Below are 24,136 nucleotides of genomic sequence, written 5' to 3' on the forward strand. Positions count from 1 at the left end.
AGGCGGAGTGCATGCATGATCCCGCGGCGCTTGCAGTCACAACAGGCTGGTGATCGATGACGACCAGAATTGACCGGGCGTTTCCCGTTCTCGATGCATCGGCTGCCACAGTTGCGCCGGAGCCTGTTCGCGCGGCGCCTTCGATCTTTCATGAACGCTGGTGGCTCGATATCGCTACACAGGACAACTGGAAGCTTGCGATGGTGAAGCACAATGACGAGGTCATCGGCGAATTGCCGTATGCGATGCAGCGTACGCGACTGTGGCGTGTCTCGCACCTGCCGCCGCTCACGCGAACGCTCGGGCCGGTGATCAAGCCCGTGTCGGGCAGCGAGGCGCGCCAGTTGCATCATGAACTCGACGTCACCGGACAACTGATCGAACAATTGCCCGACTGCGATAGTTTTTTCCAGGTGCTGGATCCTCGCATTGACGATGCGCTCGCGTTCGCGCTGCACGGCTTTGCGGTATCGGCGCGCTACACGTTCCGCATTGACCCGCAGACAACACCCGACGAAGCATGGAAGCACCTCAACAGCAAGACGCGCAATGTGATCCGCAGCGCCTCGCGCGAATTGACGATCGTGCCCGACCTCACGCCCAGGGAATTTCTTGAGTTATACGAAGCGAATCTCGCGGCACGCTCGCGTGACAATGCTTTTGGGGATGCAGTCATGCGCGAACTCGTCAACGCGTTCGTCGAGCGCAAGGCCGGCATGCTGCTCGGCGCATATGATCAGGGCGGAAAGCCCGTCGCGGCAGTTGGTCTCGTGTGGGATCAACAGGCGATGTATTACCTGCTCTCGTCACGGTCGCAGGACGCGCATTGCGGCTCGATCAGCTTGCTGCTGTGGACGGGCATTGGCCGCGCGCTGGAGCGCAAGCTTACTTTTGACTTTGACGGCTTTTCGAGCCCCGATGCGTGTCACGACAATGGCGGGAGCGGTCGGATGAAAACCACTTTTTTTTCCAACGATGCGACGCTGGAACTGGCGCACATTACCACCATGGTCTCGCAACTCGAACAACTCGTTCAAAGCGAGATCACCTTCCCGAAGTCAACGGTCGTGACATTGCCGGCTTACTGGCGCGCACGCATCAAGGATATTGGCTCCGCCTCACTGGATATGCAGTCCCAGGTCCGGACGCTGCTGGCACGGCTCGATGCACTTGAAGCAGCGAATGAGCGCCACTAGCGTATTTGCGTTCTGTAAGCCTTGAGTCGTCGCCGCCATGGCAATGCGTTCGGGCGCCGAACACCAGTCGCGTGGCGAGAAAATCGATCCGTGTCCGTATTGCAGGGATGCCGATCTCCAATGCTTCACGGAGCGCACTATTAGCAGCATTAGAGACGATCAGGATTGCCAGGAAACGCATTGTCCCGTTCAGGCAGACCACCGGCGAAACAGCCGAAAGCACTCCGGGAGGTGGCCTTAGCCAAGACCGAAGGAGGGCGGGGGATGGGGTTGCCGGAGCGCGGTTGACGACCAACCGCTATCAAACAACGAGCAAGCCAGGCTACGCTTTGCCAGCCAGGCCGTCAAGCCGCGTCGGCTGCGCGAAGTCATTGGCAAGACAAGAGCGCGTCATGCTACTGTCGCCAGCCGACATGAGAATCGTCGGGCGACCACGCCCACAGCGGCGGGTCGGTGGCCAATTAGACGAAACGCGTGCATAATAGCTCCCACGCATTCTGAGCCAGAGACTTGCCGCGCATGCTCTGAGCTGCCGCACAGAGGCTGTCTTACCTCTGTCCCTATTCCGCTGTCGCGTCCATCGTGACTACATTACGCGCCATCCGCCTTGGTAGGGGTGGCGCAGCCCTCCCGGACGGCACGCGCCGTTCGTTGAAGCGTCTGTATTCCAGTTCACGTGCAGCGAGCACGCCTTTTCACAGTCGCGTTTATCCAGATCATCGCCTCAGCATCGCATTGGCAATGGCCGTTGCAATGCCCCTGCGTCCTTTGCCTTGAAGTCGCGCTGGCGACGCTTTGCCCCTATTTGCTCAGGAGAATTGATTGGCAAAAGAAGAGCTTCTCGAACTCGATGGAATTGTCGACGAAGTGTTGCCCGACAGTCGCTACCGTGTCACGCTGGACAATGGCGTGATCGTAGGGGCGTACGCTTCTGGCCGCATGCGGAAGAACCGCATTCGCATCCTGGCCGGTGATCGGGTCACGCTTGAGCTCTCGCTCTACGATCTCACCAAAGGACGCATCAATTTCCGACACAAGGACGAGCGAAGCGGCGCCCCGACGCGCAGCAGCACTTTCCGTCGTCACTGAACGGGAGCAACGCAAGGGCGCCAACTACCCGCCGTTCCAGGACCTGACTGCCCGCTGTCGACAGGCCGCATGAGTCCGGCAGCATGCAGGTTGCAAGTCTGAAACTTTCGCTGTACAAACGGCTGGAGGGGCGTAGCATGAAAACATCAGTTGACCTGCGACCGATCCCAGCCCGCCTCCTGTACCCTTCCTCAGGGATCGAGCCGCTCCCCTCCATCGCAGACCACGAAACGCGATCGACCGCCGTCCGGATGTCGAGGCTGTCGCGTGCGCCCTTATTCTCTTTTGCCGCAAACCGTGCGGCCAGAAGGTGACTCCATGACTGTTGCTACCCGTCTCTACCGTGGACTCGAAATATGTCCCCTGGTTTATCCACACAGACCAACCGCGTCCGGATCCGGTCATAACTACGACGAGGGGTTTGACGCTGCCGTACGAATCCTGGAGCCGCAGGAGCCCGACGGCACTCAACGGAGCCGGGTGTTTGGCGTCGTAGCCAGTCGGCCGTTTATCAATTCGGGTGATGCGCGTCGTGCATCGATCGAATACGCAGAGCGCCTCATCGATACCTGTACGCCGGGTGCGACTTTCCTCGATATGACGTCCTGAACGTTTTTCTCTTCGTGCAGCCGTTCTTCCCCACTGGAACAATGGCTTTCCGGAATCGCCGGAGGTTCGCCATGAACAGAGTCGACCTGCTCAGACGCATTCAGGTCCGCGGCCGCGAGATTGTCGATGAATACCTACCCTCGGATGCGAACGTCGACCTGGATAACCTGATAGGCGATCACCGCCATGAGGTCGACGCGGACGCGTACCGGATGTTCGTCTCGGTGCGTGCACTGTTACACGACAGTGGTATGTCGAGTTGCGAGTCGGACTGCGAGGCGGGGCAGATCATGGCCCTTCTCAACGGTCGCACAGCTTGACGATGACGACGTACGTTGCGGCACAAGAATGCCGCATATTGATTGAGAAGGTGAAAACATGCGTTCCGATTCAACCCGATTCCGGATCGACCCAACACCCCGTCGGGCGGACGGCGAATACATAGCGCATGCGCGCATCAGCACCAGCCGTTCGGATGGCATCGAACATGACGTTCACCTCAGTGGAGACCTCGCTGGATTCGACGCGCGTGAGGATGCGATCGCCTACGCGACGAACTGGGCACAGCAGTGGCTGGACACCCGCTTCGGGTAGAAGCGCGAGGGCGCCGCGGTCGGGCATGTGGTCGGATCTGCTTGTGTTGGATGACGGCATCGTCCCCGCCGGGCCGATCGGCCTTCTCCTGTGTCGGACGGAAACGGCGCGGCCCGATCGCGGAACAATGTCCGCCATCACGAGACTGACTTCACGGGATTTGATGGGAGGCCTATGGAAACGCGGCTCGATACATTCAACGGTTGGCAAATGAAAGCAACAGTTGCAAGCAGACTTACCCCGGCTGGGGAAGCCAGGTACTTCGTCGTAGAGCCACCCACATACATGGAATCTTCGGCAGGCGTGCCGAAAATGCCCGAGAACACCAGATGCATCGAGGGTTCATTCGACGATCCTGACGATGCGTTCCGCGCTGCTTTTGATGCCTGCAAACGTGCGATCGAGCATGCGGAAAGTGCGCGAAACGTGTGAAAGTCCGATTAACCGAATTCCCGTATCATTTTCGCGGGGCTTCCATGCATCGAGTATTCTCGCATCGTGGTTTTGAAATTCATGTGAGGCTGACGGAGGTTTCTCCGGGCCTGTACGACGCGGTTTTTCAGATCAAGGGCGGTGATAATGTCGAGGTGATTGACGAGCTTGGCGCCGAAACAAAGCTTCGTAGAGGGCCCTTTGGCCGGGAAAAGGCGTTTCTGAACGCGCAGGAAGCGGGTCAAGCGGCTATCGATGCCGTTATCGGCGAAGACGAGTCGTAAAACCACCGGCATTGCGTCGGAAACGGTGACTGCGCCTGATTAAGAATTGCCGCGCCGGAACGCTCACAGGGAGACCAGAAGCCTCAACTGGTGTGTGCTTTCCGCCCCATCTATCAGGGAATAGGCACGAACTGACGTACGTTCGAGGACCGAGAGGGATTCCGCGGCCGAAAAATCATCCCATGCATCATCGGAGATCGAGGTCGCTGAGCCTCGGGCTTTTGCGAAAGCTTGAAGGAGTGAGCTCGCTTCGCGACGCAGGATGAGGCGGTCGATATCGAGCACATAAGGTGGCCAGCCGGCGCGCAGGACCAGGTAGTGGGGAACGGCATGGCGATCAACTAGCATGTCGGCGTTTCCGTTGGGGGTGTTCACGGGTTTCTACCGTTCCGTACACTCGACTCTCAGCGATTCGGCTTGTATGGTACCGCCTGCCGCTCGCTTGAGCAATTGCGCCGAGCATCAGGCTGTCTGCTCCGAGCTGGTTCCAGTTTCTTCACTACAATTTCTGACTGGTCGAAGTGAAAAGCGGGTCCATGCTATCACTGTCAATCGGCCGAAAGTGCTTTGGCTTTGATTTGCGCATGTTCGCCAGATGCGACTTTGCTTGATATGAAGTCCTGAATATTTTTCTCTTCGCCGGAACGTCGATATGAAGTGGAGCAGTGGCTAGCCCCGGGTATCGATCCATTCGCATCCCCAATTGATCTGAAAAGCCGAGGGCTTCCATTTCGGTGGCGAAATATCCTGGCGAATAAAACTCGTAACGCGAACGTTCTTCGCGATTGGCGGGGCGTGTGAGTGTGAGGTTTGAAGAAAAGCAACCGTCGGGAATACGGTGAGCCGGGGGAGATCGCCAGATGGCTCCCGTTTTGAGAGTGTCGGCGTGCCGCCGTCATGACGGCGGCACGCACAGATGACTTACAGCGGGGTGATGTTGGATGCCTGCATGCCCTTGGGGCCGCGCTTCGTCTCGTAGCTGACCTTCTGGCCTTCTGCGAGGGTCTTGAACCCGTCGCCGCGAATTTCCGAGAAATGCGCGAACAGGTCGTCGCCACCTGCGTCGGGCGTGATAAATCCAAAACCTTTGCTGTCGTTAAACCACTTTACGGTACCGGTGTCCATGGAATTCTCCTGAATATGAACAGATGTAGGCGCGCTCCAGACGGGCGCGGGGAAAAAGGATCAAGGAGGGGAGAGGACAACGAATACCGCAGGATGCGGTCAATGATGAGCAGCAATCGCGCTTCTTGAAGACTTCAACACTTCAGATTATCCTGGAAAACGCTGGAAGTCAACATGTTTCCGTTGTTGCTGCCGTCGGCCGCTTTAGCCAGGCTTGCCCTGTACGTAATGTTCCCCCGTTTCGCCGCTATCCCGCGACGTGGAAAATCGGTGTTTCATGTTGCATCGCACAACAGAATCGGGTATTATTTAGGATTCCCCAAGCTTCGCGCGCCGGATCTCTCCGGGGTATCCCAGCCTCGATTGCCCATCCGCCATTCCACGATTCCGTTTGCACCCCGACAGTTAAGTTCATCTGCGGTCCTGCCTGCGCCGATCGTCAGCCAACCTGTCGAGGAGAACGTATTGGCCAATCCCGTTCGTGACGATTTAGCACCCCGCGTGATCGCGGTTCTGCCAAAGGCCACCCGCCGCGGGACAAGAGGCAAGCCCCGGGCCGTCGACGCACCGCTCGACATCGAAACAATTGCCCGACAGGATGACGAGCGGCAACGGCAGATGCGCGCACTGATCGCGCTGGGCCGTGAACGCGGCTATCTCACGCACGTGGACATCAACGACCACCTGGCTGACGACTTTACGCAAACTGCAGCAATGGAGGCGATCGTCAGCACGTTCAGCGAAATGGGCGTGGCGGTGTACGAGCAGGTACCGGACGCGGCAACGCTCCTGTTAAGCGGCGCCACCCTCGCCGTATCGTCTGACGATGAGGCGAACGAGGAAGCGGAAGCCACACTGTCAACTATCGATTCCGAATTCGGCCGCACGACGGATCCTGTGCGGATGTACATGCGGGAGATGGGCGCCAGGGAACTGCTGACCCGAGCCCGCGAAATCGAGATCGCGAAACGCATCGAATACGGCCTGCAGGACATGATTCAGGCGATCGCCGCATGTCCGTCGGTCGTGGCCACCATTCTTGCCGATGTGGACCGCATCATTGCCGGCGAACTGCGTATCGACGAACTGGTCGCTGGCATTTGCGACGATGTGAACGCAAGTGCATTGACGGTGGACTCCGAAGCAAATGAGCCGGAAGCATCCGCTCGCAGCGATGACCCCGGCGGTGACGACGTCGGGCCGGAGGCTGAGGATCCGGAGATGGCGAACGCAGCCCGTCTCGAGGAACTCACGAACGACAGTCTTGCGGTTTTCGCTCGTGTGCGGGCACTGTTCGCGGAGATGCCGAATGTGCCTGCTAGCGGCAAGGCCCGTGTCGCAGCCGTTGCGCGGGTGCGCGCGCAGATTCAGCGCGAACTGGGAACAATCCGCTTTACGCCCAGAACCATTGATCGTTTGTGTGCCAGTGTGCACGAACGGGTTGCGGAGGTTCGTGCGATTGAGCGCAGCATCCTCGAGATCGCGGTAGTCCGTTGTGGCATGTCACGTGAGTTGTTCGTCGAGTCGTTCCCGGGCCACGAAACGGACCTTCGATGGACCAGCCGCATGGCGGCGACGTCACAGCAGTTTGGCGCGGCGTTTGAGCGGCATCTCCCGGCCATTCAGGCCGGTCAGCAGAAACTCGCGGACATCGAGGCGGGGGTTTCGCTGCCGCTGCAGCAGCTCAAGGAGGTCAGCCGCACGATGCGTGCCGCGGAGTCGAAAATGCGGGAGGCCAAACGGGAGATGATCGAAGCGAATCTTCGTCTCGTCATCTCGATTGCCAAAAAATACGTCAATCGCGGCATGCCGTTTCTGGATCTCATCCAGGAAGGCAATATCGGTCTGATGAAGGCAGTAGACAAGTTCGAATACCGGCGCGGCTGGAAATTCTCGACATATGCCACATGGTGGGTCCGGCAGGCTGTCACGCGTGCGCTTGCCGATCAGGCGCGAACCATTCGCCTGCCGGTGCACGTGATCGAGACGATCAACAAGCTCAACCGCATTTCGCGCGAAATCCTGCAACAGACGGGACAGGAGGCGCATCCCGCCGTCCTTGCCGTGCGCATGGAGATGTCCGAGGATCGAGTGCGCGGCTTCCTCAAGGCCGCGAGGCAACCTTTGTCGCTTGAAATTCCGGTGGGCGACGATGCGGACGCGACGCTAGGCGACTTGATCGAGGACGTCTCTGGGGGTTCACCGGCTGAGGCAGCAATTCACGCGAACATGCGCACCGCGATCGATGAGGTGCTCAACGGACTGTCGCCACGGGAGGCCAAGGTCCTGCGGATGCGTTTCGGGCTCGATACAACCTCCGACCACACGCTTGGAGAGGTCGGCGAGCAGTTCAACGTGAGCCGCGAGCGAATCCGGCAGATCGAGAGCCAGGCGATGCGCACGCTGAGGAATCCCCGTAATGCTGACAAGTTGAGGCCCTTTCTCGAAGGCTGAGTCAGGCATCAAATGTCCAAATGCGCGAGCGCGCGCCGTACGCAGACGGGAGCGTTTCTTGCGCACCTCGTGACCCGCCATGGTGCTCGGAGCAGGTTCATCGGCGCCGAGCCTGCCCGACAAATGTTCATCCCATTTCCCGAGCGCCGGGTGCCGATGGTGTGGCACGCGGGGGCGCTCCTCCCCGCTGCACGCCGCAGCGAAAACGGAGAATTCCATGACTCAGTCTTTGTCTGCGGAACAGGGGGCCGGTTGGGAGAAAACGCTGGTGGCCCGCGTATGCGAATACGGCATCTTTCGTCTGACAGAAGCGGGCGTCATCGCCAGTTGGAACCCGGGCGCGGCGCGCATCAAGGGATACAGCGCTCAGGAGATCATTGGTCAGCACTTTTCCGTCTTCTATTTGCCGGAAGACCGGGAAGCGGGCGTCCCCGACGCGGTGCTGCAGACCGCGCGCGAGTATGGCCATTGCGAGACCGAGGGATGGCGCCTGCGCAAGGACGGTACGCGTTTCTGGGCCAGTGTCGCGATTACACCGCTTGCGGGGGACGACGGAAGGGTGACCGGTTTCGCGAAGATCGTCCGGGATGTGACGGACAAGCGGCTTGCCCACGAGGCGGTGCTTGAAAGCGAACGCAAGTTCAGACTGCTGGTGCAGGGCGTGACGGACTACGCTCTGTTCATGCTCTCGCCGGAAGGCATTGTGACGAACTGGAATCTCGGCGCCACCCGTATCAAGGGATATGAAGCGAACGAGATCATTGGATCGCATTTCCGCCGGTTCTATACGCCGGAGGATGCCGCTAACGGTCTGCCCGAACGGGGCCTTGAGACAGCGGCGCGCGAAGGGCGCTTCGAAATGGAGGGATGGCGGGTAAGGAAGGATGGGAGCCGGTTCTGGGCCAATGTCGTCATTGATGCGATACGTGACGAGGATGGCAAGCTGATGGGCTTCGCAAAGATCACACGCGACGTGAGCGAGCGCAAGGCCGCCGAGGAACAGCTTGAAAAGGTAAGGGGGGCTCTGCTCCAGGCTCAGAAGATGGAGGCCATTGGCAAGCTCACCGGCGGCGTCGCTCACGATTTCAACAATGTTCTGCAGGTACTCCGGGGCAATCTCGAACTGCTGGAACGTCGTCACGGGCGCGACAGCTGGTCGCGCGAACGCCTCGAAAAAGCCATCGATGCCGTCGAGCAAGGCGCGAACCTCGCCTCGCAGCTCCTCGCCTTTGGACGCCGCCAGGCTCTGCAGCCGGCAGTGGTCAATCTTGCGGTGATGCTGCGGAACATGGACGATCTGTTACGGCGAGCAATCGGTGAGACGATCCATGTGGAAACCGTCGTCGGCGGTGGGCTCTGGAACACACTCGTCGATCCGAATCATCTGGAAAACGTAGTCCTGAATCTGGCGATCAACAGCCGCGATGCCATGCCGCGCGGCGGGAAACTGACGCTGGAGGTCTCGAATGCGACGCTGGACGGTCACTACAAAGCCCTGCCGGAGGACGTGCGCGAGGGACAATATGTACTGCTGGCCATATCTGACACCGGCACTGGCATGCCGCGGGAGGTGCTCGAAAGGGCATTTGAGCCGTATTTCAGTACGAAACCGGAGGGCGAGGGGACAGGGCTTGGACTGAGCATGGCCTACGGCTTTGTGAAGCAGAGCGGCGGGCATATGCGCATCTACAGTGAGGTTAATCACGGTACAACTGTCAAGATTTACCTTCCGAGGTCGACGGAAGAGGTCATCGAAACTGAGGCGCCGCATGCTCCGATGATCGCGGGCGGCTCGGAGAGCATCCTCGTGGTCGAAGATGACCGGCGGGTGCAATCGACTGTTGTCGAGACGCTTGGGGAACTCGGCTATACGGTGCTGAAAGCGGACGACGCCAAAGGTGCGATGGCCATCGTCAAAAGCGGGATAAAGATAGACCTCCTGTTCTCCGACGTGGTGATGCCGGGTCCGATGCGTAGCACGGAAATGGCGAAACTGGCTACGCGAGCCATTCCGGACCTGAAGGTGCTGTTCACGTCAGGCTACACGCAGAATGCGATCGTCCATGGCGGCCGGCTTGACCCCGGGGTGCATCTGCTCAGCAAGCCCTACAGCCGTGAGCAGCTCGCCACAAAAATCCGGCAGATGCTGGGTAGAAAAAAGGAACGCCCTGCAGGAGGGCGGCAGGCGAGCCATTTCGATGAAAAGCCGACAGTCTCGACACATCCGCTGTCCCTGCTCATCGTCGATGACGAACCGGCTTCCCGCGAGGCAGTTAGCGAACTGCTTTCCGCAATGGGCTACGACGTGCAGCAGGCATCCGACGCTCAGGAGGCCCTACGAATCCTGAGCGAGAAAAAGAAGCATCTTCTCATCACCGACATATGCCTTCGCGGCAGCTCCGGGATCGAACTTGCCAGAGCGGCACTGCAGCGGGTTCCGGATCTGCGTGTCGTGCTCGCCTCGGGCGCTGAGCTATCGCGTCCTGGTGACCTTGATTTCGAATACGGTTTTTTGCGCAAGCCGTTTTCACTTGTCGAATTGCGACGGCTCATTGAAGCGGTTGCTCCCCCGATCGGTGGAGAGGATGAGTGAAGGCTATCGTTTTCTCGACGCCAGGCGATGACACAGCTCCCACACGGCGTACACGCCTGTGAGGATACCCATAATGAGCGCCGCTACGGCGAACCATTGACTGAAGCGACCTCCTGCGCCGGGACTGAGGGCTGGAACCTCAGTCAAGGCCTCGCTGCCGTGAGGTCTGGCTGGGCGGGAGAACGCGTCCGGCCCCGGAGGAGCGCGCCGGGGCGCGCGGGGGCGTGGCCGGGTAATCAAGTGGCAGTTATCCGGGAAGGCGCCGAAATATCCTGCCGCGGGTTGTGGAACGGGTCGCGGCCGATCATACTTGTCGTTGATTCGTTCCGCATTCTGGCTGCACGTGACCCGCGTGTGTTGCTGCCAGCGAAACTTCAAGCTCATGGTACCGGCTTCCATTCGATGTGAAGGCGCGACTGCTTATCCTCCCCGAACCGCAGTTCCCAACGTAGGCCGTCGTCTCTCGCGGACGGGCGGCGGCGCGGCGTCGATCGCGGCCCAGGGGATGTCACTGAAGTTATCCAATAACAGATAGGGGTTCCACCCTGTCGGGTCTCAAGCATCTGGCGAATAGTGATCCGGCGGCCTTCGCGTCTGCTGTTCGTGCAGTGATTTGAGAGCGCTGTATGGAGCGGATGGTGCGGGACACGACTCTTGAAGGTTTCGATTCTGCAAGAGGAGCCTGCACGGCGAGCTTGCGCGGCTGAAGCCCCGCTTCGAGGTAGCCGCAAGTCGCAGGAGGACAACGATGATCACGTTGACACGTAGATATTTCGTGTGCCTGAACGGACACGAGGGCGAAGAGGTGACGTCCGAAGACGATCAACCCGACTCGCCGCAGTGGGAGTCGAATCGCACGTCCGGACTCGTGGACAACGGCACGGACTCGAACGGATTCGCGTGCTATCGATGCAAGACATGCGGCGAGCCCATGTCCGAAGCCGGGAGGCATTAGCCTATGGAAAACCTGACATGTAGTTCGACGTTCCGCATGGACTTGCGTGATCGACTACTCGATTGAAATTTGGGAAACGGTGACCTTCTGACGCGATGCCGGCCTGGCATCGCGTCCTGTTCGGTGTTCCCCGCCTGCATATGCCTCCAGATAATGATTCCCGCCGTCTGCGTGAATGCAGCGGCGAGTTCAAGATCGATCTGTGAGGGTTCGCGTGGCTCCCCGAAATACATGGCGAGCGAGCCGACAGGCGGGCTCCGCAGCTCTCCGCTCCATGATGTTGGCGAGAACGTTCGCACGACGCTGTCGTGCCTGGCGGTTTGGGTTGCCGCGGAACGATATTTGCTACGTGCTGGCGTCTGGACCAGGGGGCCGGAATTGCCAACTGTACTTCTCGTGGACGACGACCCGCGGCTGCTCGATGCGATGTCCGCGCTTGTCGAGTCCGAGGGCTTCGATGTCTTGAAAGCGCTCGATGGAGCGGAGGCGCTGCGCCTCGCCCGCATCCAGCGGCCGGCGATTGTCGTGACGGACTACATGATGCCGGTGATGAGAGGCGATGCCCTGGTGTCTGCGCTGGCGGGAGAACCGGGGCTTGCGGACCTGCCGGTCGTGCTGTGCTCGGCGGTAGCTGCACCGCCCGGGAGCCTGGCGGTAGCCGCGTTTCTGCGCAAGCCGTTCGCTGCCGCGCAGCTGCTCGAACTGCTGCGCCAGCACACCGCACGAAGCTGAAGAAGGGCATCGCGGCATTCCGCGATTGCAAACGTGGCATAGGCACGGTATCAGCGTCCGCAAGTCGCGAAGTGCCAAAGACTTCGTACGCGGGCACGCGCAGGGTATCCGGACAGCTTTCGCTTCAGGAACGGTCTATGCGCGCATTAGAAGTTCATCTGGCGGCGACGAAGGTGCGCGGGGATGATTACGACACGTGCAGACATTGCAGACGGGGATCCCCGAGCGCAGATTCGCGGCCGCCGCGCGACGGCGCTGATCCAGTACGCGCGCAAGCCGATCCGTCTGCTCTTGCGTTATGTCCGGGCACATCCGTACGGCCATCTGTTGATCCTGTCGAGCATCGTGGCGGCCGTTGCCTGTTCACTAGGGGCCCAGTTCGCGACGAAGAATCTTATCGACGCGCTACCTGCGGGTCACGCGCATCCCGCTCGCGTAGTGGAGGCATTCCTTATCATCGTCGCCCTCCTGTTCGCAGATAACCTGTTCTGGCGTCTTGCAGGTCTGGCCAGTGTGCGGACCTTCGTTGCGGTAACGGGGGAAGTGCGCCGCGAACTGTTCGGATACCTCACCGGCCATTCGCCCGCCTACTTTTCGAACGTGCAGCCGGGAACGCTGGCAAGCCGGATCTCGGCGACCGCCAACGCCATCTTCACGATCGAAAATACGTCGGCGTGGAGCGCTATTCCGACGTTCCTGTCCGTATTGGGATCCGTTGTGCTGATCGGCTGGGTGAGCAAAGGGATGGCTTTCGCCCTCGTTGGAATTTCCGTGTGCATGACTGCGCTCCTCTTCTGGCTCGCCAGAATGGGAGGGGAGCGTCATTTGCAATTTGCTTCACGGGCAGCGTCCGTCGACGGTGAACTGGTCGACCTCATCGGCAATATGTCGACGATCCGGTCATTTGACGCGACAGCACGCGAATGCCTGCGCTTCGGCAACTTTCTCGACAACGAGATCCATTCACGTCAATCGTCATTGCGCCACCTCGAAAAGCTCCGACTGGTGCACGCCATCATGACGGTGCTGCTGTCATGTTTGCTGCTGGGGTGGGTCGTCTGGCTTTGGACCCAGGAGCGGGCCACCACTGGCGACGTCGTGCTGGTGAGTTCGCTAGGCTTCGCCATTCTGCACGGCACGCGAGATCTTGCCGTGGCGCTTGTGGATATGACCCAGCACGTCGCCCGGCTTGCGGAGGCCGCGCAATCCTTGCTCATACCGCGGGAAATGGAGCAAAGGATGGGCGTGCCCGACTTGCAGATTCGCGACGCGAATATCGATTTTGAAAATATCTCGTTCTCGTATCCCGGACGACGTCGTGTGCTGGATCACTTCAGCCTTCACATCGACGCCGGACAACGCGTTGGCCTGGTCGGATCGTCCGGTGCCGGTAAAAGCACGGTATTCGCGCTGCTGCTTCGCTGGTTTGACCCACCAGCAGGCGCCGGCGCGGTATGCATATCCGGGCAGCGGTTATCCGATGTGAGCCTGAAGAGCCTGCACGACTCAGTGAGTATCGTCCCGCAGGATATTTCGCTGTTCAACCGTTCGCTGTTCGATAACCTGCGCTATGGGCGGCCTGAGGCGACAGAAGAGCAGGTACTGAAGGCCTGCGAGCTTGCCGGCTGTCTCGATTTGATCCGGTCGTTGCCGGATGGCTTGAACGCCGTCGTGGGCGAGCGTGGAGCGCGTCTTTCGGGCGGACAGCGGCAGCGAATCGCGATTGCACGCGCCTTCCTGAAAAATGCACCGATTCTGTTACTCGATGAGGCGACGTCCGCACTCGATAGCGCGTCGGAAGCTGTCGTCCAGGCTGCGTTGGACAAGCTAATGAAGGGCCGTACGGTTGTTGCCATCGCTCACCGGTTGTCGACATTGCAGAACTTCGACCGCATTGTTGTGATCCAGCACGGGCGGCTGGTCGACGATGGGACGCCACGGGAGCTTTCGCTTCGGCCCGGAATCTATCGCGATGTCCTGCTTCATCAGGAACGGCGCGCCGCGGTAATGCAAGCCTGACACGCAGGAAGAGCGGTAACGGTGGGAGAGCGGGCCGATGCCTCCAGATGCACTTTGACCGCTGACGAGTTCACTCGCTCACACTCGGTGGCGCTGACGCTTCGCGTATGTGCGACGCGTGCTCGATATATGGTTTGCCCAAGCTGCCCAGTGTTAAATGTGGTCGCAAACCCCGGAAAACGGTGCAAATTGACTTCCTCGGACTAGCATCGCCACCGGGAATACGCCGATTTGCGCACGTGAAATGTTCGTGCTAGTTTTTCATGAAATTTAACATGAAAAATTTCACAGACACTCATGTTCGCCGAATCGACTTGTCATATCGAAAGCTATTACGCACGTCACTACGCCCAGCGCGGCGCGCTGCCCGAGCGCCCTGCGCTGGCGGGCGATTATCACGCAGATGTGCTGGTCGTGGGCGCGGGCTTCAGCGGTCTGCACACGGCGTTGCGGCTCGCGCTGGCCGGTCGCCGCGTCGCGGTCGTCGAGGCGAGCCGCGTGGCCTGGGCCGCCTCGGGGCGCAATGGCGGTCAGGCTCTGCTCGGCTGGTCGTGCGACATGCCGCCGTTCGAGCAGGCGCTGGGTCTGGCGGGCGCGCGGGAGTTGTGGGACAGCATGCGCTGGGCCGCCGTCGAAGTGCGCGAGTTGCCCGCGCGGCATGGCTTCGACATCGACTACCGGCCAGGCAGCCTGTGGGCGGCGGTCCGGCGCTCGCGTGTCGCCAAGCTCGAAGCCGCGCGCGACGAGGCCGCGCAGAAGTGGGGCTACGATCGCCTGCGCGTCATTGCCGAGCCGGAGATGCCGGAGTGGATCGGCAGCCGCCGTTATCGCGCGGCGCTCTACGATCCCGAGGCGGGGCATCTCGACCCGCTCAAGCTGGCGCTCGGCCTCGCCGACGCCATCGAGCGCGCGGGCGGCGCCATCTTCGAGCAAAGCCGCGTACTCGCGTACCGCGAAACGCCGGGCGGCTACGTGGCGAGCACGCGGGAAGGCACGGTGCGCGCCGGCACGCTGGTGCTCGCCTGCAATGCCTACATCGACCGGCTCGATAGCGATCTGGCTAGCCGTGTGCTGCCCGTGGGCACCTGGCAGATCGCCACGCGCAGGCTCGACCCTGCGCTTGCCCGTTTGCTGCTGCCGCGCAACAGTTGCGTGATCGACAATCAGTTCGTGCCGGACTACTTTCGCCTGAGCCCCGACGATCGCCTGCTCTTTGGCGGCGCGTGCACGTATCTCGGCGGCATCCCGAAGGACATAGGCGCCGCGATCCGCCCGAGTCTCGAGCGCGCATTTCCGCAGTTGCGCGGCATCGAATTCGAATACGCGTGGGGCGGTCATATCGACATCAGCATCCACCGCACGCCCGACGTCGGTCACGCACGCGATCGGTACTGGCTGCAGGGTTTTTCCGGGCACGGCATCCTGCCGACGCTCGCGGCGGCGCGCGCCGTTGCCGACGCCATCCTCGGCGAGCCGCACTTGCTCTCGCTCTATGAGCGCATTCATAATCCGCGCTTTCCGGGCGGCGAGCGCTTCGCTGCGCCGCTCGAGGCGCTCGGCAAGCTGTGGTATCGCCTGCGCGACGTCGTGTGACAGAGAGAATCGCATGGACCAGCAGGACGAAATCGAAGGCCTCGCGATCCTCATTCGGGATCTGCGCAAGCACAAAAAGGTGACGCTCGCGGAACTTGCGCAAAAGATCGGCCGCTCGGTGGGCTTTCTTTCGCAGGTCGAGCGGGGCCTTTCGCGGCCCACGGTGGCGGATCTCACGGCCATCGGCGAGGCGCTGCAGACGCCTACCACGTACTTCTATAGCGTGAGCATGCCGCGCGAACTGCCGTGGGTCACGCGGCCAGGCGAGCGGCGCACGCTCTACTATGGCGGCGGCATTACGGACGTGCTCGTTTCGCCCAGCATGTCGTCGGGTTTCTCGATGCTGGAGAGCCGGCTCGAGCCTGGCGCGACGAGCGGCGAGCGCCCCGTGGACGACAGCGACGAGCAGGGCGGCTTCGTGCTCGAGGGTGAGCTGACGATCTGGGTGGAGGACAGCGACGAGCCCGTGACGCTGCGGGCCAACGACAGCTTCCAGGTGCCGGCGCGTTGCCGCTTTCGCTACGCCAATCTCGCCGATGCGCCCGCGCGTGTGCTATGGGTTTTCACCTGAGCCTCGGTAATCAGCATCACTGATCAATCTATTGGCTGACGACGCGATTTCCTTTTGCGCAGACGCCACCAAAGGCGCAAGGTGTTCATGCGGCCTTACGTTGCGCAACTGAATGACAGGATGCGATTTTGGCCCGCGGCTATCCCCACTCTCGATGACAGCTCCGAAGCTGCGCGACGATCCGCTCGAGCCAGCCCGGCTGGCTCGCCGGATGCCGCACGGGCGGCGTCCCCGAGGGTGACTGCAGGCCGGCGACTGTCCCGGCGAGACATTTTTTTCAGGCTTCGTCAAAAACGGAAATATCGCCGATTTTCGTTGTGCCTCAGCGGTCATCGGCACGAATCGTTCCTGTATAAACCCGCCTGAAACTGCCGCAATGTCGTTTTTGTGCATTTTTGCCAATTTTTAACGTGCTTTTGTCTACACACTGACTCCGTGTTGTGCTATTGATTCGGCTTTCGCCGTCATGCGCGTGGTCCGCAAAACACGTGCCGGGCGGGCGATCGGCGCGTTTCCATATGCAACGCGATTTGCCTGTTTCGCCCGCGTGAGGTAGGGTATGCAGGTTTTCTCAACTCAATACAGGTAGCAGATGAACAAACAGGAACTCATTGACGCAGTCGCCGCTAGCACGGGCGAGACCAAGGCAGCCACGGGCGCAGCCATCGACGCGATCCTTGACGTCGTCACGCGTGCAGTCACCTCGGGTGACTCCGTGCAACTCGTCGGCTTCGGCTCGTTCTCGACTGGCCAGCGTGCCGCCCGCGTGGGCCGCAACCCTGCCACGGGCGCGGAGATCCAGATTGCCGCCGCCAAGACGGTGAAGTTCACCGCTGGCAAGGCATTCAAGGACGCCGTCAACGCGTCGTGATGCCAGGTCCGCCGTCCTGGCGGACGCGCGCGTTGCCGGCTCGCTTGCTGGCGCGCGGCGCAGCATCACGCCAGTGCGGTGGCCCACACTCGGGCACGTGGCGTGACGCCGCTGGCCTGAGTGTGTGAAACGAGGGCGCAAGGCCCTCGGCAAGCCGCCATGCTCACATGCCGGCCGCTTTTTCTTCCCTGCTTTTCTTACGGTATCCGAAGCGTTTCCCGCGCTTCGAGCGTCAGCCATTACGCGCGGCGTCGGCCTCCAGCGACGTACGGCTCGTTTCGTTGCGGCGGCGCTTGGCCTCGTACATCGCCGCGTCCGCTTCACGCAGCATCGCTTCCACGCTTTCGCCTTCCTCGCAGCTCGCAAAGCCCATTGAAAAGCTCAGCTTCGGTCCGCCGTAAAATTGGTTGTTCAGCTCCACCAGTTTGGTGATGCTGTCCACCACGGTTTCCGCATCGCGCACGTCGGCGCCGGGCATCAGCACGGCGAATTCATCGCCGCCGATACGCGCGGCCTGATAGGGCTTCTGGATCGCTTTCGCGAGCACTTCACCGGCGCGGCGCAGCAACGCGTCGCCGGCCGCGTGGCCGAGCTGGTCGTTCACCGTCTTCAGGTTGTCCATGTCGACGACGATCGCGCTCACCGGGAACGGCCCCTTGCGATGCAGACGATTGAGTTCGTCCACATAGAACGAGCGGTTCTTGAGCTTCGTGAGCACGTCGTGCTTGCCCAGGAATTCGAGGTAGGCCTCGGCTTTCTTGCGCGCCGTGATGTCGGTGAGCGCGAGCAGCACGAGATCCCACTGCGCATCGTGGCCCGGGAACACGGAAAACTGCAGGTGCACGTTGACTTCGCTGCCGTCGAGCGCGTAGTTCACCACCTCGCGCTGCTGAAAGAGGCGGCCTTCCCAGAGATCGAGCAACTGCTCGCGGAAGTGCGGGCGCATTTCGTCGCGGAACACCTCGGGCAGGCGCGCGAGCAGCGTGGCTTTGTCTGGTGCGCGAAACATGCCCAGGGTGTAGTGGTTCACGTCGAGCACCTGGATTTCGCTCATGCAGCGTTCGACGAATTCGGGATGTACGTCGGTGAAGGTGCGAAAGTCGACGATGCCCTGCTCGCGGACCTCGTTGAGCAGCTCGCGAATGGCGGAGAAGTTTTCGACCCACAGTGAAACCGGCGAGTGTTCGAAAACGCCGAGCGCGTATTGCTCGCTCGCGGCCGCCCGATGGCGCGCTTCTTCGAGCGCCGAGACGTCTTCGATCGCCACGAGCACGCGGCTCCAGTCGGCTTCGTGGCCCGGCAGGATCACGCCACGCAAGAGGATGTCCATGCGCCGGCCGCGCAGCGTGTAGTTCACGCTCTTGCTCTCGAACGTGGTGTGGCCGGCCCACATCTGCTCGAGTTCGCCCACATGCGCCTGGAACATGTCGTCGCGCAGCACCTGCGGAAGATGCGCGGCGAGTTCTTCATAGTCGCGCGCGCCGTAGAGATCGAGCGTATGGCGGTTGACCTTGAGCACGCGGATGCAGGCCGAGCATTCGGCCACGCGGCGCGGATCGTCTTCGAGAAATTGGCGCAGGTTGGTCACGCCTTGTGCGCGCCAGCGATCGAAGAGCGCGCGCAGCTGACTATAGTCTTCGAGCCACAGCGAAGTGGGCGTCACGTCGAAGAAGTCGAGCAGATCGACGCCCATGTTGGCAAAACTGGCCGCGGTGGCCGGGGTGCCTTGTCGCATGTCGGTTGGATGTAAGGGAGCGGGGCGCGGCGGGCTGCGCCGCACGAATAACCGAATCCTGGCACACCTTGGGGTCCGAGTGGGCATCGACGATGCCGATGTCACGTCGCCGCGGCGTCGGTGGCGGCCGATGGATAGTCAGCGAGCCGGCATGCATAGCGGCCGGCTCGGGGCAAAACTTGAGCGGGTAACGTCGCGTGACGATGCGTTACGCATCGAAAGGCGGCGCGGGCGCTCAGTCGGACGTTTCGATCGAATCGACGCGATCCGGGTAGAACGCAAGATGGTCCTTGATTGCCGATACCGCTTCATGCGGCGTTTCATAGCTCCATATTGCGTTCACGGCTCGCGCGCCGCCTGGCGCGATCGAGTAGTACGAGGCCTCGCCCTTGTACGGGCACCAGCTCTTGTGTTCCGTGCGCGAGAGCAGCGACATGTCGGCGTCCTCGCGCGGTATGTAGAACACCGCCGGATAGCTCGCCTCGCGCAGCGTGAGCGCGCGGCGCGTGTCGGCGACCACGCGGCCGCCCGCTTTCACCACCACGTGCGTGTGCGCCGGTTCGACCGTGATCGGATGATCGGGGCCGGGAATCTTGACGGTCCGTGTGTCCATGGCTGGGGTCCTCGTGAAAGGGGGAGTACGGGGTGTTTAGCCGAATACATCATATGCAATTGCAGATTAACTGGTAGGGGAAAGCGCTGCAGGCTGTTTCAATGAGGGCGCGACTGAGTTCGACGCACGGGCGGCGATAGTCACGCGATTGCGCCGTATGCATTCGTGCTTCAAGTCGCTACCCGCGCCTTCATTTACCCGCAGCAGGATCATTGATGAGCCTCGATATCTTCTGGTTCTTGCCGACTTCCGGCGACACTCGCTACCTCGGCAAATCCGATTTCGGCCGCGCGCCGACCAACGCCTATATGCGCCAGATCGCCGTGACCGCCGAAGAACTCGGCTACGACGGCCTCCTCATTCCCACCGGCAGCAGCTGCCTCGACCCGTGGGTGACGGCGGCGAGCCTCGCGCCCGTCACGCAGCGCATCAAGCTGCTCGTCGCGCTGCGTACGTCGCTCGGCGGTCCCACCGCTTCGGCGCGCCAGGCGGCCACGCTCGACCAGGCGTTGAACGGCCGTTTGCTGCTCAACGTCGTGCCGGGCGGCGACGCCACCGAACTCGCGGCCGACGGCGTGTTCCTCGCGCACGACGAGCGCTACGAAGCCGCCGACGAATTCCTGACGATCTGGCGCGACCTGCTGCGCGGCGAGACGGTGAACTTCGAGGGCAAGCATTTGCGCGTGCAGGGCGCGCAGAACTTTCACGCGCCGGTTCAGACGCCGCATCCGCCGCTGTATTTCGGCGGCTCGTCGCCGGCGGCGCACGAACTGGCGGCCAAGCACGTGGATGCCTATCTCACATGGGGCGAGCCGCCCGATGCCGTCGCGCGGAAGTTCGACGATATCCGCGCGCGGGCGGCACGCCATGGCCGCACGCTCAAGCTCGGCGTGCGCCTGCACGTGATCGTGCGCGAGACCAACGACGAAGCGTGGGCCGCCGCCGGGCGCCTCATCAGCAAGCTCGACGATGACGATATCCGCCGCGCCCAGGAAAACTACGCGCGCATGGATTCGGTGGGCCAGCGCCGCATGGCCGAGCTGCACGGCGGCAGCCGCGACAAGCTCGAGATCAGCCCGAACCTGTGGGCTGGCGTGGGCCTCGTGCGCGGCGGCGCGGGCACGGCGCTCGTGGGCGACCCGCAAACCGTGGCGGCGCGCCTCAAGGAATACGTGGACGCCGGTGCGGACAGCTTCGTGCTCTCCGGCTATCCTCACCTCGAAGAGGCGATTCGCTTCGCCGAACTGGTGTTCCCGCTGCTGCCGGGCAAGAAACCGGTGACGCTGCACGACCAGGCCTTGACGGGCGGCGCGTTCGACGTGCGTGCGCGTGAGCGGGCGCAGGAGGCCGCGCGCGCGTGAAGACTGCCGTGCGCGGCAAGCGGGGCCGGATCCGGGAGGCTCGCCGGACAATTATTCGTGTGAGCGATATTCGCGATTTATTCGTGTGAGTGATATTGGCGAAATATTCCCCACAGGCATATAATCGGTTTATGTCTCACAGGAATATGCCATGAAGATCATCGTCCAGACGCCAGGCGGGCTTGCCGAGATTCTGCAATCGGCCCGCAAGGCGCGCGGCATGACCCAGACGCAGGCCGCGGCGCATCTCGGCATCGGCCAGCCGCGCCTTTCCGCGCTCGAAACCACGGGTGCCGCCAGCCTCTCGCTCGAGCAGATGCTCGCGCTTTTCGCGCTCTACGGGCTGGAACTCTGCGTGCAGTCGCGCGATGCGGCGGCCGGCGCGCCGGAGTGGTGAGCATGGGCCGCAAATCATATTCGCGCGCGCTATCGATCTGGGCCAACGGCGAGCGCGTAGGCACGTGGGTCATGACGTCCGCCGGCGACACCGAGCTGCGTTATGACGACGCCTGGAAGCGCTCGGCGGTAGGCCGGCCGCTTTCGCTTTCGCTGCCGTTCGGCATCGGCGACGCGCCGTTGCGCGGCGAGCGCGTGCAGCACTATTTCGACAATCTCCTGCCGGACAGCGAGCCCATCCGCCGTCGCATCGCCACGCGCTTTCGCACCGATACGCTCGAGGCCTTCGACCTGCTCAAGGCCATCGGGCGCGATTGCGTGGGCGCGGTGCAACTGCTGGGCGAGGACGAAACGCCGGGGCGCGTCGACCGCATCGAAGGCACCGCGCTGAGCGATGCCGTCATCGAGCGCCTGCTGCTCGAAACGGCCGGTGCGCTGCCCGGTGGCGCGCTCGAGACTGAAGATCTGCGCATTTCGCTGGCGGGTGCGCAGGAGAAGACCGCGCTTTTGCGCCACCGCGGCAAATGGCTGCTGCCGCGCGGCGCCACGCCCACCACCCATATTCTCAAGCTGCCACTGGGGCTGATCGGCCATCGCAAGGTGGACTTCAATACCTCGGTCGAAAACGAATGGCTTTGCCTGGCACTGCTGAGGGCCTACGGGTTGCCCGCTTCGCAGGCGCAGATCATCCAGTTCGGCGCGCAGAAGGTGCTCAGCGTGGAGCGCTTCGATCGTACGCGCTCGCGCACCGGTGGCTTGCTGCGCCTGCCGCAGGAGGACTTCTGCCAGGCGCTCGGCGTGCCGCCGCATCGCAAGTACGAAGCGCATGGCGGCCCCGGCGTGCGCGAGATTGCGGGGCTCTTGCGCCAGTCGCTGCAGGCGCGCGAGGACCTCGAAACGTTTCTCACCGCGCAAATCGTCTTCTGGATGCTCGCGGCGCCGGACGGCCACGCGAAAAACTTCAGCATCCGCCTGCTGCCGGCAGGGCGCTTTCAGCTCGCGCCGCTCTATGACGTCATGTCGATCTGGCCCGTGGAGGGAGACGGCGGCAATCAATGGTCGTGGCACAAGGCGTCGCTCGCCATGGCGATGTGGGGCAAGGCGCGCCACTATCGCATGCGCGACGTGAAGCGCGCGCATTTCGACGCCACCGCCCGGCTGTGCCACTACGGGCCGGATGCGGGGCCGTTGATCGAGCGCGTGCTGGCGCGTACGCCCGGTGCGATCGAAGAAGTCGCGGCGGCGCTGCCGGAAGGCTTTCCCGAGCGGGTGGCCGAGCGACTCTTCGACGGCTTGCGTTTTTCGGCGGAGCGGCTGGCGGCGCAGTGACGGTGGGCTTCAGTGCACGCAGGCGGCAAGCCGCGCGACGGCCGCGTCGATGCGCTGGGTATTCATTGCGTCCAGGAGGATTCGCCGCACGAGATCGGCGTAGCTGTGCGCGAATTTCTGAACGAGCTGGCGTAGGCGGCGCATCGCTTCAAGACTTTGGCTTCTTCGCCGGCAGCCACGGCTGGGGCTCGGCGTACATTTCCTTGACCAGCTGCTTCACGAGATCGACGTAGACGGAGTTGTCGTTCACGCGATGATTCAGGATGATGGGCGAAGTCGCGTGGTCGCTGTCTATCAGACGGTAGTGCACGTCCTGGCGCAATTGCCGCGCTGAAGCGGGGATCACGCATACGCCGAACTCGGCCGCAACGAGACCCAGCGCCGTCTGGATTTCCCGCACTTCCAGCACTTCACCCGGTTGCACGCCGTCGCCGTGCAACACGTTCAATACCTGATCGGCAAAGCTGGGGCGCGGCTCCTTGGGGTAGACAATCAGTTTCTGCCCGGCCAGTTGCTCGATGGGGATGGGCGTCGATTCCTGTGCCATTTCGCTGCCGATCGGCACCACCACCGCCAGCGGCTCTTCGCGCAGGACGATGCCGGCCACGTTGGGGTCGCTGTGGCGCACGCGCCCGAAGCCGACGTCGATGCGGCCTTCCTTCAACGCCTCGATCTGCTGCACCGACATGAGTTCGACCATCTGGATGTCGAGTTCGGGCGCATTCTGGCGCAGCTTGCGCATCAACGGCGGCAGACCCGAATACAGAACGGAGGCGACGAAGCCGATCGACAACACGGTGCGGTGGTGCAGTCCCACGTGTTTGGCGGTCGCCTGCAGTTGTTCGACGCGCCCAAGAATCTGCATGGCCTGCTCGTAGACGAGACGCCCCGCATCGGTCGTGCGCACCGGTCGCGTATTGCGAATCAGAAGGGGCACGCCAATCTCTTGTTCGAGCAACTGAATCTGACGGCTCAGCGGCGGTTGAGCGATGCAGAGCTGTTCCGCGGCGCGCGTGAAATTGCGCTCGCGGACAACGGCAACGAAGTAACGAAGCTGGCGGAGATCCATGGTTTCTTCCCAAATGAAGCATCAACTTATCAATACTCTGAGAATATGATGCGCCGCAATATCGGCCTTTTTATGGGCCGTTTCGGGTCTTCCATATTATAAAGGTATGGAATTGGATGCAAATAGTATTGGATCGGGCGGATGCGCGGCGTGTATAAATCCACCATACCTTCTTCACTTACGCAGCCTTCGACATGACTTCCGCCACGATCGAACGTATCGAAACCCGCCTCGTCGATCTGCCGACGATTCGCCCTCACAAGCTATCCGTCGCCACGATGTACGGGCAAACCCTGATGCTGGTGAAGGTGTACTGCAGCGACGGCGTAACCGGCATCGGCGAAGGTACGACGATTGCCGGCATGGCCTACGGTCCCGAAAGCCCGGAAGCGATGAAGCTGGCGATCGACGCCTACTTCGCCCCGGCGATGATCGGCCAGGACGCCACGCGTATCCAGGCGCTCATGGCGCACCTGGGCAAGCTCGTGAAGGTCAATCACTTCGCGAAGTGCGCGC

23 protein-coding genes and 1 pseudogene are annotated in these 24,136 nt (G+C 61.8%); 19 read left to right on the forward strand and 5 right to left on the reverse strand.

The window, feature by feature from the left end; translation table 11 throughout:
• The first annotated feature begins 97 nt into the window (after positions 1–97).
• The 7 genes from M3A49_RS42800 to M3A49_RS33650 all read left to right on the forward strand — a co-directional run bounded on the left by M3A49_RS42800 (position 98) and on the right by M3A49_RS33650 (position 4,204).
• On the forward strand, positions 98–154 hold the full coding sequence (locus M3A49_RS42800) for a hypothetical protein (protein WP_416339068.1): 57 nt from the start codon (positions 98–100) through the stop codon (positions 152–154).
• A gap of 154 nt (positions 155–308) precedes the next feature.
• Entirely contained in the window at positions 309–1,196 is an 888-nt protein-coding gene (locus tag M3A49_RS33620; RefSeq protein WP_266232800.1) for a GNAT family N-acetyltransferase, read from the forward strand.
• Between the two features lie 822 nt (positions 1,197–2,018).
• Positions 2,019–2,285 carry a translation initiation factor IF-1 gene (gene infA / locus M3A49_RS33625; RefSeq protein ID WP_028207633.1) on the forward strand — a complete coding sequence of 89 codons (267 nt, stop codon included), beginning with the start codon at positions 2,019–2,021 and terminating at the stop codon, positions 2,283–2,285.
• 680 nt (positions 2,286–2,965) lie between these two features.
• On the forward strand, positions 2,966–3,214 hold the full coding sequence (locus tag M3A49_RS33635; RefSeq protein WP_266232801.1) for a hypothetical protein: 249 nt from the start codon (positions 2,966–2,968) through the stop codon (positions 3,212–3,214).
• Between the two features lie 58 nt (positions 3,215–3,272).
• Positions 3,273–3,488 (forward strand): hypothetical protein, encoded by a 216-nt coding sequence (locus M3A49_RS33640; RefSeq protein WP_266232802.1) that lies wholly within the window; start codon positions 3,273–3,275, stop codon positions 3,486–3,488.
• Positions 3,489–3,662: 174 nt separating this feature from the next.
• Positions 3,663–3,920, forward strand: a complete 258-nt coding sequence (locus tag M3A49_RS33645) for a hypothetical protein (protein ID WP_254356031.1) — start codon at positions 3,663–3,665, stop codon at positions 3,918–3,920.
• Between the two features lie 44 nt (positions 3,921–3,964).
• Positions 3,965–4,204 (forward strand): hypothetical protein, encoded by a 240-nt coding sequence (locus tag M3A49_RS33650; protein WP_254356030.1) that lies wholly within the window; start codon positions 3,965–3,967, stop codon positions 4,202–4,204.
• 63 nt (positions 4,205–4,267) lie between these two features.
• On the opposite strand, the gene M3A49_RS33655 is transcribed toward M3A49_RS33650, so the two are convergent.
• Both M3A49_RS33655 and M3A49_RS33665 read right to left on the reverse strand, forming a co-directional pair.
• The gene (locus M3A49_RS33655; protein ID WP_375541778.1) at positions 4,268–4,579 is read right to left on the reverse strand and encodes a hypothetical protein; all 312 of its coding nucleotides are present in this window, start codon (positions 4,577–4,579) and stop codon (positions 4,268–4,270) included.
• A gap of 546 nt (positions 4,580–5,125) precedes the next feature.
• Positions 5,126–5,329 (reverse strand): cold-shock protein, encoded by a 204-nt coding sequence (locus M3A49_RS33665; protein WP_028207638.1) that lies wholly within the window; start codon positions 5,327–5,329, stop codon positions 5,126–5,128.
• A gap of 465 nt (positions 5,330–5,794) precedes the next feature.
• Here M3A49_RS33665 and rpoD point away from each other — a divergent pair, with 465 nt between their 5' ends.
• The 8 genes from rpoD (at position 5,795) to M3A49_RS33705 (ending at position 17,117) form a co-directional block, all read left to right on the forward strand.
• Positions 5,795–7,783, forward strand: a complete 1,989-nt coding sequence (gene rpoD / locus M3A49_RS33670) for an RNA polymerase sigma factor RpoD (RefSeq protein WP_266232813.1) — start codon at positions 5,795–5,797, stop codon at positions 7,781–7,783.
• Between the two features lie 217 nt (positions 7,784–8,000).
• Complete coding sequence (locus M3A49_RS33675) at positions 8,001–10,376, forward strand: PAS domain S-box protein (protein ID WP_266232803.1); 2,376 nt, start codon at positions 8,001–8,003, stop codon at positions 10,374–10,376.
• A gap of 748 nt (positions 10,377–11,124) precedes the next feature.
• Positions 11,125–11,331 (forward strand): hypothetical protein, encoded by a 207-nt coding sequence (locus M3A49_RS33680; RefSeq protein WP_254356028.1) that lies wholly within the window; start codon positions 11,125–11,127, stop codon positions 11,329–11,331.
• A gap of 396 nt (positions 11,332–11,727) precedes the next feature.
• Entirely contained in the window at positions 11,728–12,063 is a 336-nt protein-coding gene (locus M3A49_RS33685; protein WP_266232804.1) for a response regulator, read from the forward strand.
• A 183-nt stretch (positions 12,064–12,246) separates the two neighbouring features.
• Positions 12,247–14,082 carry an ABC transporter ATP-binding protein gene (locus tag M3A49_RS33690; protein WP_266232805.1) on the forward strand — a complete coding sequence of 612 codons (1,836 nt, stop codon included), beginning with the start codon at positions 12,247–12,249 and terminating at the stop codon, positions 14,080–14,082.
• A 297-nt stretch (positions 14,083–14,379) separates the two neighbouring features.
• The gene (locus tag M3A49_RS33695; protein ID WP_266232806.1) at positions 14,380–15,675 is read left to right on the forward strand and encodes an NAD(P)/FAD-dependent oxidoreductase; all 1,296 of its coding nucleotides are present in this window, start codon (positions 14,380–14,382) and stop codon (positions 15,673–15,675) included.
• 13 nt (positions 15,676–15,688) lie between these two features.
• Positions 15,689–16,246 carry a helix-turn-helix domain-containing protein gene (locus M3A49_RS33700; protein WP_028207644.1) on the forward strand — a complete coding sequence of 186 codons (558 nt, stop codon included), beginning with the start codon at positions 15,689–15,691 and terminating at the stop codon, positions 16,244–16,246.
• 592 nt (positions 16,247–16,838) lie between these two features.
• Positions 16,839–17,117: an HU family DNA-binding protein gene (locus M3A49_RS33705; protein WP_028207645.1), complete on the forward strand. Its 279-nt coding sequence runs from the start codon at positions 16,839–16,841 to the stop codon at positions 17,115–17,117.
• 232 nt (positions 17,118–17,349) lie between these two features.
• On the opposite strand, the gene M3A49_RS33710 is transcribed toward M3A49_RS33705, so the two are convergent.
• Positions 17,350–18,852, reverse strand: a complete 1,503-nt coding sequence (locus M3A49_RS33710) for a diguanylate cyclase domain-containing protein (RefSeq protein WP_416339067.1) — start codon at positions 18,850–18,852, stop codon at positions 17,350–17,352.
• Between the two features lie 235 nt (positions 18,853–19,087).
• Positions 19,088–19,465: a DUF427 domain-containing protein gene (locus M3A49_RS33715; RefSeq protein WP_266232807.1), complete on the reverse strand. Its 378-nt coding sequence runs from the start codon at positions 19,463–19,465 to the stop codon at positions 19,088–19,090.
• 215 nt (positions 19,466–19,680) lie between these two features.
• Here M3A49_RS33715 and ssuD point away from each other — a divergent pair, with 215 nt between their 5' ends.
• From ssuD to M3A49_RS33730, 3 genes are all read left to right on the forward strand, one after another.
• Positions 19,681–20,826, forward strand: coding sequence for an FMNH2-dependent alkanesulfonate monooxygenase (gene ssuD / locus M3A49_RS33720; RefSeq protein ID WP_266232808.1), 1,146 nt, complete (start codon positions 19,681–19,683; stop codon positions 20,824–20,826).
• Between the two features lie 151 nt (positions 20,827–20,977).
• Positions 20,978–21,223, forward strand: coding sequence for a helix-turn-helix domain-containing protein (locus tag M3A49_RS33725; protein WP_266232809.1), 246 nt, complete (start codon positions 20,978–20,980; stop codon positions 21,221–21,223).
• A gap of 2 nt (positions 21,224–21,225) precedes the next feature.
• Positions 21,226–22,551 carry a type II toxin-antitoxin system HipA family toxin gene (locus M3A49_RS33730; protein ID WP_266232810.1) on the forward strand — a complete coding sequence of 442 codons (1,326 nt, stop codon included), beginning with the start codon at positions 21,226–21,228 and terminating at the stop codon, positions 22,549–22,551.
• A gap of 148 nt (positions 22,552–22,699) precedes the next feature.
• Here the strand turns inward: M3A49_RS33730 and M3A49_RS33735 are convergent, their stop codons facing one another.
• Positions 22,700–23,620 carry a LysR family transcriptional regulator gene (locus M3A49_RS33735; RefSeq protein WP_266232811.1) on the reverse strand — a complete coding sequence of 307 codons (921 nt, stop codon included), beginning with the start codon at positions 23,618–23,620 and terminating at the stop codon, positions 22,700–22,702.
• 194 nt (positions 23,621–23,814) lie between these two features.
• On the opposite strand from M3A49_RS33735, the pseudogene M3A49_RS33740 reads away from it, so the two are divergent.
• Positions 23,815–24,136, forward strand: a pseudogene (locus tag M3A49_RS33740) (muconate cycloisomerase); the annotation flags it as partial.

The sequence above is a fragment of the Paraburkholderia sp. CNPSo 3076 genome, from assembly GCF_026343935.1.
In the GTDB taxonomy this organism is placed as follows: Bacteria; Pseudomonadota; Gammaproteobacteria; order Burkholderiales; family Burkholderiaceae; genus Paraburkholderia; species Paraburkholderia nodosa.